Annotated in this window: 19 protein-coding genes; 6 read left to right on the forward strand and 13 right to left on the reverse strand. The window is 58.8% G+C overall.

Features of this window, described 5'->3' with window-relative positions; genetic code table 11:
- Positions 1-20: 20 nt before the first annotated feature.
- The gene (locus V474_RS26135; RefSeq protein WP_169795026.1) at positions 21-692 is read left to right on the forward strand and encodes a lasso peptide biosynthesis B2 protein; all 672 of its coding nucleotides are present in this window, start codon (positions 21-23) and stop codon (positions 690-692) included.
- Positions 689-2383, forward strand: coding sequence for an asparagine synthase-related protein (locus V474_RS24850; protein ID WP_082699650.1), 1695 nt, complete (start codon positions 689-691; stop codon positions 2381-2383). Before V474_RS26135 ends, V474_RS24850 begins: the two co-directional genes overlap by 4 nt.
- On the opposite strand, the gene V474_RS07230 is transcribed toward V474_RS24850, so the two are convergent.
- From V474_RS07230 to V474_RS07245, 4 genes are all read right to left on the reverse strand, one after another.
- Positions 2380-4395 carry an Atxe2 family lasso peptide isopeptidase gene (locus V474_RS07230; protein WP_169795027.1) on the reverse strand — a complete coding sequence of 672 codons (2016 nt, stop codon included), beginning with the start codon at positions 4393-4395 and terminating at the stop codon, positions 2380-2382. The two genes, V474_RS24850 and V474_RS07230, sit on opposite strands and share 4 nt — an antisense overlap.
- 75 nt (positions 4396-4470) lie before the next feature.
- Positions 4471-7086, reverse strand: a complete 2616-nt coding sequence (locus tag V474_RS07235) for a TonB-dependent receptor (RefSeq protein WP_236710837.1) — start codon at positions 7084-7086, stop codon at positions 4471-4473.
- Positions 7087-7129: 43 nt separating this feature from the next.
- Positions 7130-8167 (reverse strand): FecR family protein, encoded by a 1038-nt coding sequence (locus tag V474_RS07240; protein WP_059150880.1) that lies wholly within the window; start codon positions 8165-8167, stop codon positions 7130-7132.
- On the reverse strand, positions 8164-8721 hold the full coding sequence (locus tag V474_RS07245) for an RNA polymerase sigma factor (RefSeq protein WP_236710846.1): 558 nt from the start codon (positions 8719-8721) through the stop codon (positions 8164-8166). Before V474_RS07245 ends, V474_RS07240 begins: the two co-directional genes overlap by 4 nt.
- Positions 8722-8892: 171 nt before the next feature.
- On the opposite strand from V474_RS07245, the gene V474_RS24855 reads away from it, so the two are divergent.
- Positions 8893-9153, forward strand: a complete 261-nt coding sequence (locus tag V474_RS24855; RefSeq protein WP_082699652.1) for a helix-turn-helix domain-containing protein — start codon at positions 8893-8895, stop codon at positions 9151-9153.
- 21 nt (positions 9154-9174) lie between these two features.
- Here the strand turns inward: V474_RS24855 and V474_RS07250 are convergent, their stop codons facing one another.
- The 4 genes from V474_RS07250 to V474_RS07265 form a co-directional block, all read right to left on the reverse strand.
- The gene (locus V474_RS07250) at positions 9175-9519 is read right to left on the reverse strand and encodes a MarR family transcriptional regulator (RefSeq protein ID WP_059150881.1); all 345 of its coding nucleotides are present in this window, start codon (positions 9517-9519) and stop codon (positions 9175-9177) included.
- Between the two features lie 5 nt (positions 9520-9524).
- Positions 9525-10439 carry a phytanoyl-CoA dioxygenase family protein gene (locus V474_RS07255; protein ID WP_059150882.1) on the reverse strand — a complete coding sequence of 305 codons (915 nt, stop codon included), beginning with the start codon at positions 10437-10439 and terminating at the stop codon, positions 9525-9527.
- A gap of 11 nt (positions 10440-10450) precedes the next feature.
- Positions 10451-11077: an acyl-homoserine-lactone synthase gene (locus V474_RS07260; RefSeq protein ID WP_059151435.1), complete on the reverse strand. Its 627-nt coding sequence runs from the start codon at positions 11075-11077 to the stop codon at positions 10451-10453.
- Positions 11078-11164: 87 nt separating this feature from the next.
- Positions 11165-11920 (reverse strand): helix-turn-helix transcriptional regulator, encoded by a 756-nt coding sequence (locus V474_RS07265; protein ID WP_059150883.1) that lies wholly within the window; start codon positions 11918-11920, stop codon positions 11165-11167.
- An 18-nt stretch (positions 11921-11938) separates the two neighbouring features.
- Between V474_RS07265 and V474_RS26140 the strand changes: the two genes are divergently transcribed.
- Positions 11939-12373 carry a hypothetical protein gene (locus V474_RS26140; RefSeq protein ID WP_169795028.1) on the forward strand — a complete coding sequence of 145 codons (435 nt, stop codon included), beginning with the start codon at positions 11939-11941 and terminating at the stop codon, positions 12371-12373.
- A gap of 89 nt (positions 12374-12462) precedes the next feature.
- Here V474_RS26140 and V474_RS07275 read toward each other — a convergent pair whose 3' ends face one another.
- From V474_RS07275 to V474_RS07290, 4 genes are all read right to left on the reverse strand, one after another.
- The gene (locus V474_RS07275) at positions 12463-13041 is read right to left on the reverse strand and encodes a JAB domain-containing protein (RefSeq protein WP_059150885.1); all 579 of its coding nucleotides are present in this window, start codon (positions 13039-13041) and stop codon (positions 12463-12465) included.
- Complete coding sequence (locus tag V474_RS07280) at positions 13038-13517, reverse strand: hypothetical protein (protein WP_236710855.1); 480 nt, start codon at positions 13515-13517, stop codon at positions 13038-13040. The genes V474_RS07275 and V474_RS07280 overlap by 4 nt, the downstream gene beginning before the upstream one ends.
- 12 nt (positions 13518-13529) lie before the next feature.
- On the reverse strand, positions 13530-13874 hold the full coding sequence (locus V474_RS07285) for a hypothetical protein (protein ID WP_059150886.1): 345 nt from the start codon (positions 13872-13874) through the stop codon (positions 13530-13532).
- Positions 13875-13936: 62 nt separating this feature from the next.
- Positions 13937-14506: a LuxR C-terminal-related transcriptional regulator gene (locus V474_RS07290; protein ID WP_169795029.1), complete on the reverse strand. Its 570-nt coding sequence runs from the start codon at positions 14504-14506 to the stop codon at positions 13937-13939.
- 534 nt (positions 14507-15040) lie between these two features.
- Between V474_RS07290 and V474_RS07295 the strand changes: the two genes are divergently transcribed.
- Positions 15041-15919, forward strand: a complete 879-nt coding sequence (locus V474_RS07295) for a DUF7146 domain-containing protein (RefSeq protein WP_059150888.1) — start codon at positions 15041-15043, stop codon at positions 15917-15919.
- A 57-nt stretch (positions 15920-15976) separates the two neighbouring features.
- Here V474_RS07295 and V474_RS07300 read toward each other — a convergent pair whose 3' ends face one another.
- Positions 15977-16252 carry an HU family DNA-binding protein gene (locus V474_RS07300; RefSeq protein ID WP_059150889.1) on the reverse strand — a complete coding sequence of 92 codons (276 nt, stop codon included), beginning with the start codon at positions 16250-16252 and terminating at the stop codon, positions 15977-15979.
- Between the two features lie 153 nt (positions 16253-16405).
- Here V474_RS07300 and V474_RS07305 point away from each other — a divergent pair, with 153 nt between their 5' ends.
- Positions 16406-18451 (forward strand): ParB/RepB/Spo0J family partition protein, encoded by a 2046-nt coding sequence (locus tag V474_RS07305; RefSeq protein ID WP_059150890.1) that lies wholly within the window; start codon positions 16406-16408, stop codon positions 18449-18451.
- Positions 18452-18464: the final 13 nt, after the last annotated feature.

Genomic DNA, 18464 nt, shown 5'->3' on the forward strand with positions numbered 1-18464 from the left:
CACTGGCCAGGGAGACAACCGTGACCGACCTGATTCTCAATCCCGATGTCGGATATTGCAAGCTTAACGGAAGGCTGTACTTTCTCGACATAGGTCGTGATAGGTATTTCAAAATCACGCCCGCACTCGAGGGTGCGGTAGAGTTTCTTTCCGAGGGGAAAATTATTACCGTCGAATTGCGCCGTGATCTGGTTGCAATTGGTTTGCTCGTTCCTGTATCCGCGAAGAGGAAATTCACGAGCTCACGCGGGCCTAGTCTTCCCAGGACGGCTGTTGGTAAACGCTCCTCGGCAAAGCCGAGACTATGGAGCGGACTGCTTGGCATTCCGCGAGCCTTCTTGTTCCTAGCGTTGTTCCATTTGGCCGTCGGCAGGCTTGGACTCAAGAAGTGCCTTTCACTTCGGACTGTGCGGTCTTGCCAGAGCTGCGAAGATGCGCTGCCATCCAAGCTTGAAGCGGTTTTGTCACCGTTCTTTCGGGCAAGCCGGTTCTTCAGCCGGAGGGACAAATGTCTTCCCGATGCGCTTGCCCTCCGGGCCTATCTCGCCCGCAGCGGTGTCAAGGCTGCTATAGTATTCGGAATCCAGGCCGATCCATTCCTGGCCCATTGTTGGGTTCAGCACGGTGATACAGTCATCGGCCAGGAGCTCGAGGCGGTACGCCCCTTTCATCCGATCATGGCAGTCTCATGAACACCAGCTATCTCATTCGCTTGCCCCACCGCCCATCGTCAGGCGCAGCCTTTCCATTGACGCAAGCTTCATGGGAAGACGATCTTAGCCACAGTTCGGATCTGGCTGTCGAGTGCCTATCCTCTGGCACAATGATGATAATCGGAGATTACTTCCGCAAGGGCGGCGAACGTTCCCAGAATGCCTTCGACGCCTCGCTGGAAACTGAGATCGAAGAGTTCTGCAAGCTCTATTGGGGAAGGTTTGTCCTGATTGGCTATGACCCAGCTCGAGGCATCGTAGCGGTATATCGAGACCCGTCCGGAATGATTCCCTGCTACTATCATCTTGGCCACGATAGCGTCGCAATTGGTTCTGATCTCTACGAGATCACGGCTCGTTCTGGAGCTCGCATTGGGATAGACTGGGCCGGCGTGGCGGGTGCGCTGCTGGCTTCAGATTTGCGATCTACACGTACCTGTCTCGATGGCATATCCGAAATCGCACCCGGAGAATTGGTCGTCATTACCCAAAGCGGAACAACATCCCGGTTACTGTGGGATCCAACTTCTACACTCGGGCGCAACTCGAATTGCACATTTGACGACTGCGCCGAACAATTGAAGAAGACATTATCTGCGGTGGTTTCCTCGTGGTGCGAGCGTTATCCCAAACCTGCAATATCCGTCTCGGGGGGCTTTGATTCCTCTTTGCTCGCATCGCTTGCAAAGCAGGCGGGCGAGACCGGTTTGCAGCACTTCTACACGGGTTCACCGACAGGTGATGAGCGGATATATGCGCGCGCGCTGGGAGATTACCTGGATCGGCCAATCGACTATGTACTCGCCGCACCAGATGCGAACGATATCTTTGAAAATCGATCCGCGAGGCGTCCTCGCCCGACGGCCTGCTCATTCACTCAGGTCTTTGATGACGCGGCGGAAAAATACTCCCGATCAATCGGCGCAACGGCGCATTTCAATGGCGGGGGCGGAGACAATGTCTTTGGAAAATTGCATTCGGCTTTTCCGCTCGTGGACTGCCTTCACCATCGTTCTAACCTCGGAAATCTGGTTAAATCAGCTGTCAATATATCGGACGTTACTGACGTGGCGCTGCCCGCCGTAATCGGGCAGGCGCTGGCAGCGATTTTGAAACCAACTCGTGCCACGGCCTCCTGGCAGCATCAATCCAGTTTACTCGCGCCGTACGCAATTGCGGTGGGCTGCGCGGAAATTCACCCCTGGATGGAGTCTGCAGCGAATGCATTGCCGGGACAACGACAACATCTACGCAATGTAGCTCGCGGGATCGCATCGACCGATTACCTCAATATCGAAAGCGACCTGCCGACTATTTATCCGCTGCTCTCACAACCTGTTGTCGAGCTGTGCCTCTCATTTCCAACCTGGTTCTGGTTCGAATACGGGCGCGATCGATCTCTCGCGCGGACAGCCGCGGAATCACTGCTGCCGGAGACGATTAGAAATCGAACGGGAAAAGGCGCCTTCGACGGGCTCCTCTACAATATGTTGATGCCGCACAAGCACATGATATTCGACAACCTCGAAAATGGTGTCCTTGCCGGCCAAGGATTGATAGATAACAAGAGAATTCGAAATCTCAGAAATTCCGGTTTGCTGTCCCAAGCAGACTGCGCACGAATATTGCAAGTGCATGATGTCGAGGTCTGGTGTAGGCAACGGTGCTAGTTAGGGTTCTCAGGCACTACGGAAAATTGGGTTTTAAGCCAGTCGATATTGCGCAGATAAATGGACAGTCGATGAGAGGCCGACGTTTTTACGTGTCCTTCGTTGGGGTAGACGTACATATCTATCGGCCATCCGCGATCCTTGAGATTGCGATATGTCATGAGCGCCATCCGGTACTCGTCCGATGATGCCTGTATGAGGACGGGCACGGGCCGAGCGGCAGAGGCGCCGATCAAGGAGCCTTCCTGCCAGAAGAGTTGGCTCTCGTCTTGCGAACGGGGATAGCCTATGCTGGTGTAGAAGCTGTACAGACCATCCCCTGCAACGGCCAACGTTGACGCAGCCTCGCAGCAGGTGCTCAGGATCGCCGCGGAAAATAGTGTGGAGTTCGAAAGCGCAAAAGTCGCTGTCGATGCGCCATCACTCAATCCGGTGATCGCTACCCGCTTGGCATCGATGATCCCTTCGTCGGCAAGCTGTACGATGATCGAGTTAAGCGATGAAAGATTGCTTTTGCGATCGCCCCACCCTTTGATGGACGCTTTCATGCTCGCGAGTTCGTCGCCTGCATTCTGCAACGAACCATACCATGGAGGGCGATTAAAGCTGAGAACGGCAAAGCCTTGGGCAGCGAGAGGCTGAATGGGATACTCGTCGCCCGTTCCGCCGCGCAGGAAACCTCGAGAGTCGTATTGGACAATCACGAGAGGGAGCTTCGCGCCCCGATGATATCCAGGTGGGAGCACAAGGTCGCCGAACGTCGCAATCCCGAAATCGTTGGCCCACTCCAGGCGCCGCACTTCCCCGAGGGAAAAGTGCGCGAAATCCGGATTAGGCTCGAAGAGGGGCGCGCGACCGCCATCATTAGGAGATATCGCCACTATTTTACGCGGATTTGTCGACGTTTCCTGCGCGCAGATCAGCCGATCGTCGGCCATACGACATCCAAACAGAGCGTCGGTCGTGCTTAGAAGCAGACGCGGGGCGGCCGTACCTGGCTGCCAGGTGTAGAATTCTGTCCGACTGTTTCCGAACCCGGTTCGCCGCTGATATAAAAGGCCTTTCCCCGTGGTCCACCAAAACATCGCGATGTTCGAGCAAGTCTCCCAATGACAGGTCAGTTGTCGCGCGCCGACGCTGACGTGGAGTTCGGATTTCCCGGCGGAGCCATCTCCGGCCTGCGTCGTCCAGGCGCTCCGAGATCCGGCGGGAATCTGAGCAAATGCCAGACTGCCCTTGGGCCCGTTGCTGCGGGGGCGCAGAGCATCCACATCACGAACGTCGAACTCTTTCGGACGCCCGCTTTCCAAATCGACCGCCTGATCGACCGACGGGATGGCAGACGAAAGTAAGGGCCGATCGCTGGAGAGGGGCCAGAAGCGATCGTCATAATGATACCCATTGCGACCTTCCGCCGTGATTTTTTCTAGCGCTGCGGTTTCGCCCACTCGGCTTGTGAAGAGAATGCGTTTCCCGTCCGACGACCATGCAAGGGCTTGGATGTCCACCGGGCTGATGAATATCTGGCGAACCGAAGATGTGGCGTGATCGTAAACCCAGATTTCCGATCCCGAGCCCCTCACCTTGGTGTAGGCAAGGTGAGCACCGGAAGGGGACCAGCTGATGAATGTTGCTTTGGGCGTTCCCACGGGAATTTCCGCCAAGCCGTAGATGTCACCCTTGGCAGACACGATATCGCCTCCGTCATCCACGACGTGCGGCGATCGCTTGGGATCGGTCGGCACCAACACGATTGACGTGCAGTATGTGTCGTTGTCGGCATCAGCCTGCCTGAGACGAAGTGCGACAATATCTCCGCGTGGTGAAAGTTCGAACGGAGAGGTTGTTGGGGCTACTCCTAGGTCACCAAAATCTCTCAGAGCCGAGAGATCTCTGGCAGTGATAATTTCTCCCGGCTGTGTCGGCGATGCTCCAGGCGCAGGCAATGCGCAGCGATTTGCAAAAGCATGCCCCGGAAACGCGATAGAGGAGAAAGCGAGCAGCGCAAACATCTTTGCACGAGAAACTGATCTTAGGCGTGTCATTGTGATTCATCTTTTGAATAAAGATCTTAGAATCGAGGCGATTCAAAACTCTTTGGCGAGCGTGATGCTCATAAATCGCCCAACCGCTGAGAAATTAGTCGAGTCATAGTTTGCGTAGTATGTGTAGCCTCCGCTGGGGGCGGCGTAGGGTGGCTTTTTGTCGAAAATGTTCTGCGTATTGACTGTCAGGCTGGTGCCGGAGAATGCCCCCGACCGAGCCGGCGACTTGTATATCATCGAGAAGTCGAAAGTCGTCTGCCGAGAGAGACGAGTGTATGGCTCGGTCCGATTATCTGTGATGCCTGCTATATGACTGATGTAGAGGAGGGCCGAAGATGAACCATCGGTCCAGCCAACGCTGGCCCGTGCTTTGAACCTCGCTGGATTGAAAATGGTGCCTGCCAGCTGCATCCAGCCTGCATCGGAAGTTAGCTCCTGCTTGGACCAAAGCCAGGCGGCGTTCGCATTGAACATGAATGCCGATCCGGAATCCGTGTTGAGCCTGTAGTCAACGGAAAGATCTACGCCTTCTATGCGCTGTCGTACCGCGTTTGTATTTCGATCATGCAAGATTGCGACAACATTCTCTATCACGGAGGAACCGGAGTAGTTGTAGAATTGGACAGAGTTCGCGATTATGCTCTTGATTGCTGCGGCATTGGGATCGTAAGTCACGAAATCCGAGAAGCTGGCATCGGAGAGAGCTCTGAAAATGGCCGTCCCGGCTACGGGCTGGACCACGCGATCCCTGTAATCGACATGGAAGTACGTCGCATTCAGGCGCAGTCCATCAATAGCTCGAGGGTGCAAAGTGGCTGTCGTGGACCATGAAGTTGCTTTTTCAGGCTTGAGGTTTTTGCTCCCGCCGGTATCGACCAGCAAAGTAGATCCATTAGGAAATCGTTCGCCGCCAAAATAATTTGCCTGGTAGAGGTAGCTGTAATTGGTGGCAAATTGGTCGTAAAGGCTAGGTGCCTTGAAAGACTTCCCCCATGTGCCTTTGAGCTCGAGATCGTCCGAAATTCCGTAGATAACGCCGAGCTTGGGTACGAGTACGGATGCGATTTGCGGATAATGTTCGAAGCGCAACGCTGCATCGAATTCCAGCTTCTTCATGAATGGAATATTTTGCCCGGGGGTGACAAGAGGAATTACGGTCTCGGTGAAGCCGTAATAGCTGTCTACCGAACCGTTGGAGTCCGGAGAAGTTGCCGCGTAACGAACCGATTTGTGGCTATTGTACCGATAGCCACCACCGGCGACCACTTGTATCGGGGCCCCGTTGATATCAAACAGCGGGCCAGAGGCATAAGTCTCTACGCCGACCAATTCATTGCAATAGCAACCGCGGACATGGCTCATCGTGTTTCCATCTGAGACCCATGCCTGATCGAACTTGGTCCGATCTCGGCCATAGGTGCTCGACAGATGCAAGTCCCAATCGGCGCTCACGGCAATTCGGAGCGATGGCGTTACGGAATAGGAATCGCTTTTCGGCGTGTTCTGGTAGACATACTGAGGCGATTCTGCATAAGACTGAAATGAAGTCCTATGGCTGTACGTTGCGTCTAACGAAAAATTGATCGATGGCGAGATGCGGTGATTTAGTGCCAAGATTGCGCTGGTTTTCGATATTCGCGGAAAGAGGGTGTTGCCTTCGGGCATATAGCCGGTGAAAGTTCTATCTTCGGAGTTTATTTCGGAATTGCGATCATAGCTGAGCGCGGCCATGACATTTCCAGAGGCCCAGCTCTTACCCGCAACAACGCTATATTGTTGCTGAAAATCGCCGCCGGAAGTTGCCCCACCTATAGTGCTGGAGATCGTGGCGCCTTCATAGTTTCGCTTGAGGATGACGTTCACTACGCCGCCGACAGCGTCGGTGCCGTAGATTGCGGAGGCCCCATCTGGCACGATTTCTACTCTGTCGACCGCCGCAAGAGGTATGGCACTGAGATCGACCGCCTGCACAACTGATCCGTAAGCGAGGCGGTGGCCGTTCAGCAACGTCAGCGTCGCGTCGCCGCCCAAACCGCGAAGGTTTGCCGACGAACCGGAGGACAAGTTAATGTTGTTCGAACCTACCGCGCCGGAAAGAACTCCGGGGTTCTGACCGCCGCTGAAATTCTGAGGTAGCGACCCGATAGCTTGTCCGAGGTCGGTTTGCCCGGCCAGTTTGATAGAATTTGCGTCCAAGCGAATTGTTGGCGAGGCAGACTCTGCTTTGGACAGATGAGAGCCTGTTACGACAATTTCGGAATTTTCACTGGCCTCGTTTTCCGCCGCGACCGATGCTTGCGGCCGGTGGACTGTTCTTACAATTAAGGCTCCCTCGATGACTTCCGCAACGAGATTAGTACCTTTCAATAGTTCCCGTGCGGCTTCAGCTGGCAAGAAGTGCCCTCTCAGGCGCGGGGACCTTTTACCGCGTAGGGGATCAGCGGGGGCCGAGAATTCCAAGCCACTTTGACGGGCGATGGCTCGTAGTGCCTCCGTGAGGGACTGGGCAGGCAAATCAAAATCCAGTACCTGATCGGATTGTGCCAGTGCAGGTGTAGCGCCGATCAACGCGCAAGCCCAAACACCGACGAAAAAGCCGTTACGAACCACTCGCATTTCATCCCCCATTGCCTGGATGGCGCGTTGTGTGACGCGCATACAAAGCTTGACGGGAGAAATTCAGTGACGAGCATTGCGACGATTATTTCGTCAGCACGAGCCTGTCTGACCGTTGATTTTCAACAATAAGGCCGAGCGCCCGGGCAAGATGCTTCGCCACACTTTCGGGATTGCGGATATGCAGTTCTGCACTCACCCGCATCGCGGCAATTTCCGGAGAAGCTGCCACCAGCTTGACGTCGGAATAGTGGTTCACCTCGGCGAGGATCACACTCACGGCTTCATCGTCGTAGCTCTTCACGCCGGTTGTCCATTGCTCGTCGTTAGCCGGCGCCGGTTCGGTGATAGCATTGCCGGTTACCGTGGGTGTGCCAGAGTAGCGTATCCTTTCGCCTGGTTGAAGGTAGCTCTTCGCCGCCGGCTCCGAGGGCTTGCGTGCCTCGCATGGCGGAGTAACTGCGACACGCCCTTCGTACAGTACCACATTCATCTGGCAATGCGCGCGACGTTCCACACCGAACCGCGTGCCGAGCGCTGTGGTAGTGCCGCCATCAGCGGTGACGGTGAAAGGGCGCGAAGCGTCATGAGCAACAGCGAAGATGGCGCGGCCGTGATCGAGCGTGACGTCGCGGTGGTCTCGATGCATCCGCACGAGCAAGCGACTATCGGTATCGAGCGTCACGACCGAGCCATCCACAAGCGTGATATTTCTAACCTCACCTTTCCGGGTCGTGAAGATAAGCGGCGGGTCGTCACGCTTCCCGTCGGAGGATGCAATCGGCGTAGGTGTGGAGGGCAAACGCAGATTCTGGTCGAGCACAAAAGGCGCTCCCAGCAAAAGGATGGTGGCGAGCGAGGCGGCGATCGCCAACTTTGCCGAGGGCCTTCGGGGACGGCTGTCGCTCTTGTGACTGTTCTGTCGTTCGCGAAATCTTACTGATGCGGGATCAACGATGTTCGATATCGCGGCGTCGGCGATGTCGAATGCGGCCTGGTGCTCGGGCGACTGAGCGCACCAACTCCTAGCAGCAGGCTTTCGTGCCGGGTTCTCGCGGACCGCCAGCGCCCAGCGGCGTGCCTGCTGGCTGAGGGTGAGCGAGCCCGGTTCTTCGTCGGTCATTGCCCTTCCATCCCATCCAGCAGATGGTCCAACACCTTGAATATCTTTCTCTTCACCGCCCACTCATTCAGCCCCTTGCGCCGCCCGATCTCGCGAAAACTATACCCTTCCACTCGGTTGAGAAGAAACAGTTCGCGATCGAAGGGGTCAAGTTCCTGCAGCAGCCTCTCACAAAGAGCGATGTCCTGGCGAGCAGTCAAAATTCGAAGCGGATCGAATGGGGCAGGGATGTCGTCAGCATCCGACAAAGGACTTTTCCTATTATCCACGCGGGTTGCAGAGAGATCTGCGCGGTCGCGCAGCAGGTTGATAGCAATACGGCGTAGATAGGCTTGGGGCGTCGTGAGAATTTTAACTGCGCCACTTCGGATAAACCGAACGAACGTCTCTTGGGTAAGCTCATCGGCTTCCGCTGCGGATATCGAATTGCGATAGAAATACCGCGTTAACCACCGACTTTCTTCACAGTAGAGTTGGACGATTACATCGTGGCTTGCGCTATCAATCGTACCATCTGTTCCATCTGCGCCGCTAAGAGATTGACCGTCATCCACTTCCACCGCCTCACGCTGGGAAGCCTTTGAGTTACAAGCGACTGGACCCGCTTTTGGCGCTCAAATGCCTCCTTATCGTTACATGATAACCGCCAAGAGCCCCATGATGCAATCACAAATGGCACGATTAAGGGACAGACATGGGGTGGCGAGTATCGCCATCTCCATTTCATGGAGCTGGTTCGTATCCTCGCCCGAAATGTGAAGCATCACCGCAAGCTGCAGGGAATGACCCAGGAGCAGCTTGCCTTATCGATCGAAATGAAGCGGAGCTATGTCAGCGGGATTGAATGCGCAAATCGTAACCCGTCAGTGAAAGCGCTGGAGCGGCTGGCGAGCGCCTTAAATATCAACCCAAGTGAGCTCTTGGTCCCTCTGGATGAATATCCTGATGATCAATACCCGCCTATCCCAAGGGGCCGAAGGGTGTGATATTCGTCGCTTGTTAGTCAGTCAGTTGTTCAGAATATCTATCAACTGATCCATAATGTCATCCATCCGGCACCGGGTCCCGTCCGATAGCGAAACAAGGCTTCGCCTCCGATCCTCTGGATCGGGCTTGCGGTCCAACATGCCCGCATCGATCATCTCCACCGTGCGACGGAATGCCGTCGCGGTTGAGAGCCCGGATGTCGCGGCGAGTGCCTTAAACCCCTCCCTCATTCCCTGCTCCCTCGCGCGATAGAGATCGATCACCATGAGCCATTCCGGCCATTGCCGCCTTTCGAGCCCGAGCTTGAGCTCAGCGAGGCGGTGCTGCTGCTTGAGCGCTTCGCAGATGCGCTGTCGCTGATCCATGGCGCCTACCCAGCCCTGGTCCGAAGCGGATCGAGGTCGACCGAAACGAGCCCCGACCGATAGTCGGCGATGAGCGCCTCCTGATCGGGACGAAGCATGTCGATTGCGCCGACCGGACCGTTCTGCGCTTCATCCAGCAGCACCGAGGGGCAGCGCCCCTCGTAAGTGCCGAGGTTGGGCCGATGGGCGCGGTAGCCGGCAAGGCCCATCACATCGCGCGGCAGTGTCCGAGCGACATGGGGCGGATAGGCAAGCCACGGCAGTTCGTAAGGCTTGAGCCATCCGAGACTGTAACTGATGATCATCCCGCGCCGCGGCGTAGCGGTCACGTTCGCCCCGCCTGCATGAAGGGTGGATCCGAGGAACAGCAGGGCATCACCTGGCTCCATCTCGGCAGGGACTGCCTCCTCTATGCCGATGAAGATTTCGTCCTGGCGCCGATGGCTGCCCGGCCAGACCCGCGTTGCGCCATTCTCGGCTGTGTAAGCGGAAAACGGCCACATGACGTTGAGAAGATATTCGACGCCGGGCGCATGGATGGGCCACATGTCCTGGTCCCGGTGGGGTGGCTGTGCCAGACCGCCCGGTTCAATCTCGATCGCCTGGGTGAGGTTGAGCTGGATCATATCGCACCAGGGCCGGAGAATTCGCTCGGCAAGACCGTGGATCAGGGAATCGAGAACGAAACCGGCAGTGCGCGGCGAACGATGCAGAAGCCCATGAAACCGCCGCGTCGTGTCGCCGTAGAAGGGGCCTCGCGAGAGCGGTGTGGTTTCGAAACCGGCCCGCAGATCATCGCCCAGCTTTTCCACCAGAAGCCGCGGCGCTGCACCGCGGACGATGCAGTAGCCGTCCCGGTCGAGCTGATCGCCATAGTGCTCGATGTCCTGCTGCAGGCTGTCGATAGCAATGAGAGTCATGACCATCTCCTTCAGGCGGCTTCGCGATTGATCGCGGCGGTGGGAAGGATGCGCATCGGAACGTGGGTTCCGGCCGCCCGCAGGTTGTCAGGCGTGTCGGCATCGATTTCGACGAGGAGGGCGCCGGTTGGCAGGCCCGCGATCATCTGCGGTACACCCAGCGGCCGAACCGTCCAACCCAGCGAAAGTATCTGGCTGAGCCAGCTGGAATCGGCAACACAGCTATACCCGGCGATCCCGCGCTGGAGGGCGAACTGCACCACGGCTGTCGCGAGCGCATTGCGGACTTCCAGCCTCCTGGCGGCCCGCAGGCCGCGCGAAAGACATAGCCTGCTCAGTTCGAAGATTTGCGGGCCAACCGGCACGCTTGTGTCGCATAGCGAAGGGAAGATCGTCCCCAGCACATGCGGACGGTCGCTGGGCAACAGGCGGATGGATCCCTCATGGGCGCCGCCGTCGTCGCTGGCGACGATGTAGATCGCGTGGTCATTATCGAACTGGTCGATTTCGAACGTTTCGGCGACCACCGGGACGTCCCAGCCTAGCAGGTCCACAAATACTCGCTTGCGCGCATGATGCATGGCGTCGAAAACCGGGTTGGCGCCCGGCGGTTCGTGTCCTTCGAAAATCCGGATCATGGTGATGCTCCCTGTCTGGCCGGAATCGGCAGGGAGCATCATCGGTGTGAGGGACACCGCGAGTCTGTACCCGGAACTGGGACTTGATCAGTGCATCGAGAGCAACTCGGGATACGTGACGATGCCGTCGAACAGGGCGCGTGCTATCAGATTGTTGCGCTGGATATTTCCATAGGCCCGCATGATCCGCTTGGCATATTCATGCGTCGTATGTTCCGAGAGGTGCAGGATGTCCGCGATCTCGCCATAGGTCTTGCCGCGCCCGAGCAGGATCAACACTTCTCGCTCTCGAGGTTTGAGCTTGGGCGGCGCTGGGAGTTCAAGACCTGCCCGGAGCCTTACGACGCGCCGCATCGCTTCAAAGGCAAAGGACACTGCGAAGAAGGCGGCGGGCATCGCCTCCGATGGCACGGTTTCGAGCCGCGAGGTGGCGAAAGTGCAACTTCCGGCATATTCGCCGGGGAGGTGCATCGGTACCGTGTAACCGCCGCGCAAATTCCGCTTCGCACCCTGTTCGAAGATGTAGCGCTGACGCGGCGTCAGCCTTTCCAGCATCCGGGGATTGGGCCAGAGAAAACCGGTGTTCCGCCCATCGCATGAGATCTGGACCGGGTCATCGAGGAAATATCGCCCGGTGATGATCTCATTCAGCCAGTCGCTGTCGTAATTGGTGAGGCCATAAGCGCCGACCGGCGGGTGCAGCAGATCGACATGATGGCTGATCGCGAACCGGTCGAATCCCAGAACGCATGTCAGGCGTTCAAGGGCCTCATAGACCTGGTTATCGTCTGACGTCTCCCCCAGAATACTGACTGCCTGCTTGTAATCGTCCCTGTCGATCATCGTATGCCTCCTTAATTCATGTTCGGAAAATTCCTTTCAATGCATCCATTGGTCGCGCCATGGTTGGCGCTGTGTTCAAGGGCAAACGTCGTATTTTCGGCGTCTCGCGAAGTGGAGCGGGAGGAGGAAAGACAGATTGTCTGTAGTTTCCTCCTCTTCAGCGTGGAACCCGCCATGGCCACACAAAAAGTCCTGACCGCGTTTCGCGAACTTCTTCTTCGTGCGCGTGGTACGCACGCCCGTTGGCAACACAGGCGGCAGCTTGCGCGCCATACCCGCAAGCTTGAAGCGATACTGCGCGAAGAGCCGCCCTATGTAGCCGATGCCGCCGACCTTTTTTTCCGCCAGAAACAGCCTGTTCCGGTCATTGCGGAGACACTCGGCATCGACACCGAAGAGGTCCGGGACGCGCTTCTTCGCATCGTCGAACACTTCGAGGCGGACGTGCATTGATATTTCCATCTGCTTACCGGGTTTTGGAGCAAGGCTCAGGCAATCCGCCGAACCAGCGTATCGCGCAGAATGGATTGGAAAGATGAGCTTCATTTCAGCCAACCCGCCTTGCGAAAGCTCACGATCCCGCGGCGGGCAACGACGAGATGATCGTGGACGACGATACCGAAGCACCGCGCGGCGCTCGCTATCTTCTCCGTAAGATCCCGATCCGCCCGCGACGGTACGGGCGATCCTGACGGGTGATTATGCGCGAGAAGGATGGCCGTCGCATCCAGTTCAAGGCATCGTTTAAGGATTTCCCGCGGCCAGACCTGGACACCGGAAACCGACCCGATCCCCATGACCTCGTCGGCGATCAGTTCGTTACCTGCGTTCAAAAACAACACGCGAAAATGCTCGACCCGCTCATAGGCCATGTTGCCGCGCAGATAGTCGTGAAGGGTCTGATCACTCGATAATATCGGTCGCCGGATCAGGGCGGACCACAGCATCTGCTTCAGCACGCGCTGGAAGCTGCGGAATGTTCGCTCGACATCCATGGCGTGGTCTAGCAGTTCGATCCGCTCGGCGGGACACGCCGCGAGCGCGCCACCCAGTGACCCGAACCGGGTAAAGAGGCGACCGGCCAATTCGTGGGCCCGTTCCGGGCGGGTGAGCCCGATCAACTCTTCCAGGGCGCGTCGGCACCCCAACGCTTCAACCGGTCCTGATGACGCCATGTCGCGGCGATGAGCACGATCTGCGCCAGCCAACTCCATACCGCTATCGCATGCATGTAAGCTCGCGGGACGACATTCGGCATTGTATGCAGCATGACATGGACGATGACCTCGTCCGCCAGCATGGCTGCGACCCACATCGGCCAGAAGCGATTGCTCCGAAGGGAAAGCCATAGGAATATTCCCAAGATCGCCAGGTCAGTCAAAAGAATTCCTGTCTCGACGCCTTCGAAGCGGTGAATGGCGGGCGATGCAGCCAGGACGCTGAGACCGGCGCCTCCAAGGAGAGTAGCCGCCCCGATCTGCTCGGGACGGCCCCCTTTCACGAACGCGTAGCCGCTGCTGACGAAAAGCAGAGCGGAGAACAGGATTTGTCTCGTCATGACCCATGGCAACATGATTTGCAAAAGCTCGTCAATCATGAGACCGGGCGATCATACCGCCCGCAGGTGCTTGCCGGCGGGCTCCGAGATAGCGCCGCTGACCTTGAGCAGGTCGCCATAGCTCACCTCGGTCAGGCCCATGTCGTCGCTGGCCTGTTTGAGATTGACGTGGGTCGCGACGATCCGCTCGCGCGTTTCGGCCACGAGCACCATGGCCGAGGCGGAGCTGGCAAAGGCGTCCTGGCCGATGGCCGCCGAGAGACGAGCGTCCAGGCGAGCCAGGGGAAGCGCCGCATTCAGTTCGGCGATCCGGGCGGCGGCGATATCGAGGGCCGCTTCAGCGGCGAATAGACGTTCAGCGACGTTTCGGGCGATGGATTGGCGTTGAGCGCGCATGGTTGCTCCTTCCCATCCTCACGGACAGGTTCAAGAATATGGGTTTTGGGATAGAAGCTGCCCTATTGGCTCACGAGAGTGTTTAGCGCCGAGAGCAGCGACACTGCGGAACCTATGATGACGAGCAGCGCCGCCATCAGGATCACAAAGATGATTAGCGTATATGATCCGGTCAGGTCATTGTCATGCCTCCCTGCTATACGGACGGGAGCCAGATCACGGAGGGCGCGTAACGAGCGAGCGCGGTTTCCATTGGCCAAAAGCCGTTGTTCCTCCGCGAAGCTGTCGATTGCCTGCGCTTCTTGTGTCTGTGTGTCCGTGGGTTCGTCAACACGGACATCTGGGCAGGAATCGCGGTCCTCGCCTAGGGTCATTAAATGAGGGGGCAATAAATATTGGAATTCTGATGGGGCATTTTGTCCCTCCCAGGCCACGAACATCTGCGCTGCGACCCTGCGCGAGACCCCGCCCAATATCTGGCGCGCCTCGAATATGAGATTGTTCACGGTGTGGGGTGACAGGCCGAGGATCTGGCCGATTTCCTTGGCGGAATAGCTCTTTGCCGCCTCGCGCAGGCAGTCGCCGTGCCTCCGGCTGAGAAGCTTCATCTTGTCCGAATAGTCTGTAACCAAGGGCATTTCCCTTCGCCCTCCTCGGGCAATATGAAGTCGCACCTTTCCTGCTGCGCGTCGTATCCGATCTTCCGGCTATGTCTGCCGGTAACGGTGCCGAATTTGATCACATGCCGCGTTAAACTATACCTTTCCGACCAGCCCGGTGACAGGTCAAACAGTTGATTGCCGAAGAGATTCAACGATGTGTATTCTTTAAGCAACGGTGGAGGGTTAAAATCTATTAACCCGTTCCTCACGTGCAACGGCTCGCATTTCTCGCCTCGACGCAAATCCGAGTCGGCCGCCAGCGATAGGTGCTGAAAGGGAGAGGGAGGGCGAATGGCGAACGAAACGAGGTATCGTCATGCGAAGCTCCCACTGGATGCCGCCCGTTGCCGACATCCGCATATTCTCTAGCTCAGTTCACCCGCTCACCCGTTCCCCGGGAAACTCCGGCGGGATTGCTCGGGCACGATCCATGCTTTCCCGATGTTCATGATGTCGAGGTCATCCCGCGCAAGGTCATCGCCGGCCAGGTAGGAGGCGAGCATTATGGCCCCAGCACCTGATCTCGAGCTCGAGGGTGAGCGGCTGTGCCGACGGCTCGGCGGCAGATGGACGAATGGGCAGGGGCTCTGCCTGTGTCCTGCGCACAACGACCACGATCCCAGCCTCTCCATCCGCGTCGGGCGCCGTGCCCTGCTGTTCAAATGCTTTGCAGGCTGTGACACGATCGCCGTCCTCCATGCGCTACGCCGCCTGCATCTGCCCCTTCCCCGCCCGGCTCCCGATGTTCCGTTACCGCGCCCGGAAGAGGCCGCTACGCGACCGGGGCCAGCCTTGCGCGTCTGGGAAGCCTCTGTTCCGCTCACCGGTACGCCCGCCCAAACCTACCTCTCCGGGCGCCTGCTTCGGCAGCCGTGGCAAGACCTGCGCTATAACCCGCGCACCCCGCTGGGACGCGGACGCGACGTGGTATTCCGACCGGCGCTGATCGCCGCCGTGCGCGAGAGGCACGGGGTCGTCGCTGTCCACCGGTCCTTCCTCGATCCCGTATCATTGGGTCTGGCGAAGGATCTGACCGATCCTCGCATGATGCTCGGACGCCCCGGTCGCGGCGCGGTCCAGCTTGCGCCCGCAAACAACGTTCTGGGTCTCGCCGAAGGGATCGAGACCGCGCTTGCCGCCATGCGCCTGCACCGGCTTCCGGTCTGGGCCACGCTCGGCGCCGAGCGCGCCGGACATATTCTCCTGCCGGACAGCCTCGAACGGCTCGTGCTCCTGTTCGACAGGGATGCGGCCGGATGGTCCGCGCACCAGCGCGCGCTCGAAGCTTATGCGGGGTCGGACCTCGAGATCCGCAGTATCTGGCCGTCTGCAGGGCATAACGACTGGGCCGATGTGCTCGCCACCCGGCTGCGCGCGGCCTGAGGAGCGGCCAACGAAAGAAGGCTGCCCCGCGTCACGAGACGCGGGGCAATGAACCCATCAGCCGTTGAGGCGATCCTTCACCGCCTTGGCCGGGGCGAAGCTCAGCTTCTTCGAGGCCTTGATCGCGATGGTCTCGCCGGTCGCCGGATTGCGGCCCTCGCGCGCAGGGGAATCCTTGACCTTGAACTTGCCGAAGCCGTTCAGCGAAATCTCTTCGCCCTTCGCGGCGGCATCGGCGATCAGATCGAAGACGCTGTCGACGGCCCGGCGTGCATCGGCCTTGGTTAGGCCCAGCCCCGTCGCCAGTGCTTCTGCGAGTTCGGAATTGTTCATGAAGAATCTCCTGGAAAATGGCGAAGCCCGTGTCCTTAGCCGCGCAGCACCCCATGTTCACGGCCCAAAAGGGTGCGACCGGAAAAGGGAGGGGGAATGGGGCAGCGCGCGCGGCCTGATTGTGCGGGCCGTCGCTCGTCCAGAAGTTATCCGATGATCAAACCAGCCCTTCTCATTCCCGCGAGCCATCTCGCCAAGTCGCTCATCAACGTGCGTAAGCGCGCCGATCCGCGCGCCGATGCCGAACTCGAAGCCAGTATCGCGGCACACGGCCTCCTTCAGAACCTCGTAGGTGTGCCGGTGTCCCGGAAGAAGGGGCATTACCGTATCACCGCCGGCGGCCGGCGCCTCGATGCGATCCACCGCCTGATCGAGAAGGGCCGTCTGCGGCCCGACCATGAAGTGCCCGTTCTGATCCTCTCCAACACGAAGGACGGCCGCGAGGTCAGCCTGGCCGAGAACTTCGAAAGGCAGGCGCTCTCCCCTGCCGAAGATTGCCTCGCCTTCCGGGACCTTATCGAGGTTGAAAAGCTGAGCCCCGCGGACATCGCCCGCCGTTTCGGCATCGAGGAACGCTTCGTGCTAGGCCGCCTGCGGCTGGCCAATCTCGCCGATCCGATCTTCGCCGCGCTCGAGGGCGGCGAGATCACGCTCGACGTTGCCAAGGCCTATGCCACGACCGCGGATACGGGCCGGCAAATGGCGGTGTGGGAATCGCTGCGGACCGGCTATGCGCGCGATAACGTCAACGAGATCCGGCGGGCGCTCAAGACCTACAGCTACCGCGCCGACGATCCCAGGGCACTGCTGGTCGGACGCGACGCCTATGTCGGCGCGGGTGGGCGTGTCGAAGACCGGGATCTGTTTTCCGCCGCTACCGATGAGCGCTGGATCGACACCCATATCCTCGACGACCTCGCAGCAGAGAAGCTCGCCGCGCAGGCCGAGGTGATCCGTCAGCCTGAAGGGCTGGGCGAAGTGCGGGTGGTTGCTGCCGAGCACCCTCCCTACATGGCTACGTTCGCGCTGCAACCGCTGAGCGGAACCTTCGAACCGCTCAGCGGGGAACAGGAGGCGCGTAGACAGGAGATCGAAGCGGAAATCGCCGGGATCTACCTTCGCGCGAGCGATGAGACCGAAGGCGATGAGGCGCAGCGCTATGCCCAACTCCAGGCCGAACTGGGCGCGATCACCGAACGTAAACCCGAGATCGACGCCGAACAGAAAGCCTCCGCGCTCGGAGATGTGGTGCTGAAACCCGATGGAACCCCGCAGCTTTATCATCAGCTATACGTCGCACCGGCCGCCGACACGGGTTCCCACGAGAGCGATGACGAAGACGCCGAACCTGCCGACGGGCTCAGTGGATGCATCGCGGCAGTCGACACCGCGCCCGCCATGACCCAGCGCCTGCGGGAGATGCTGGCGATGATGAAGTACGAGCTCCTGGCCGTCCATGTCGCCAACGACCCCACATTCGCGCTCGATCTTGGTACCTTCCTTATGGTCGAGCGGGAGCACCGGCTTATCCCCTGCATCGTGCCGAGCGATCTATATGCCACGGCGCCACAACCGCTGCTTGCCGAGTTCAAGCCCGAGACCACGGCTGCGGCAGAGTGGCGCAGGTTCGAAGAGGCGCTCGATCGCAGCTGGGCCGGGTACTCAGGGCTTGAGGAGCGCTACGATGCCTTCTGCGCGCTTGACGATGAGGCGCGAGCGGCCTGGCTGGGATGGGCGATCGCGCGCACGCTTCACGCCGTTCCCGATGGCCGAGACGGCACCGATTTCCTCAACCATCTCGGTCGCAAGCTCGGCATCGATGTCGCTGCCTGGTGGCGGCCGACCGCATTAACCTTCTTCGACAAGCTGACCAGGCCCGGCATCCTGTCTCTCTTCGAGCAGATCGGCGGCGAGGAATTGCGCGTGCGTTATTCCGGTTTGAAGAAGCACGACCTTGCCGCATCGGCCGAGCGGCTGTTTGGCGGTGACCTGGTCATCGAGCCCGAGATTCAGGCCCGGGCCGTCGCCTGGCTGCCCGATCAGATGCGATTTGGCCCTGCCGAGGAGGAAGCCGATGCCGACGTTTGTGCAGATGCCGGTGTCGATGATGATGCAGCGGATTGCGACGCGGGCATGACTGACCGGTCATCGGGGGAACTCGATGACGCAGTGGGCGAGGGGCTGCCGCGAGCCGCGTGAACGCCGCAGAGGA

Source organism: Novosphingobium barchaimii LL02 (genome assembly GCF_001046635.1).
In the GTDB taxonomy this organism is placed as follows: Bacteria; Pseudomonadota; Alphaproteobacteria; order Sphingomonadales; family Sphingomonadaceae; genus Novosphingobium; species Novosphingobium barchaimii.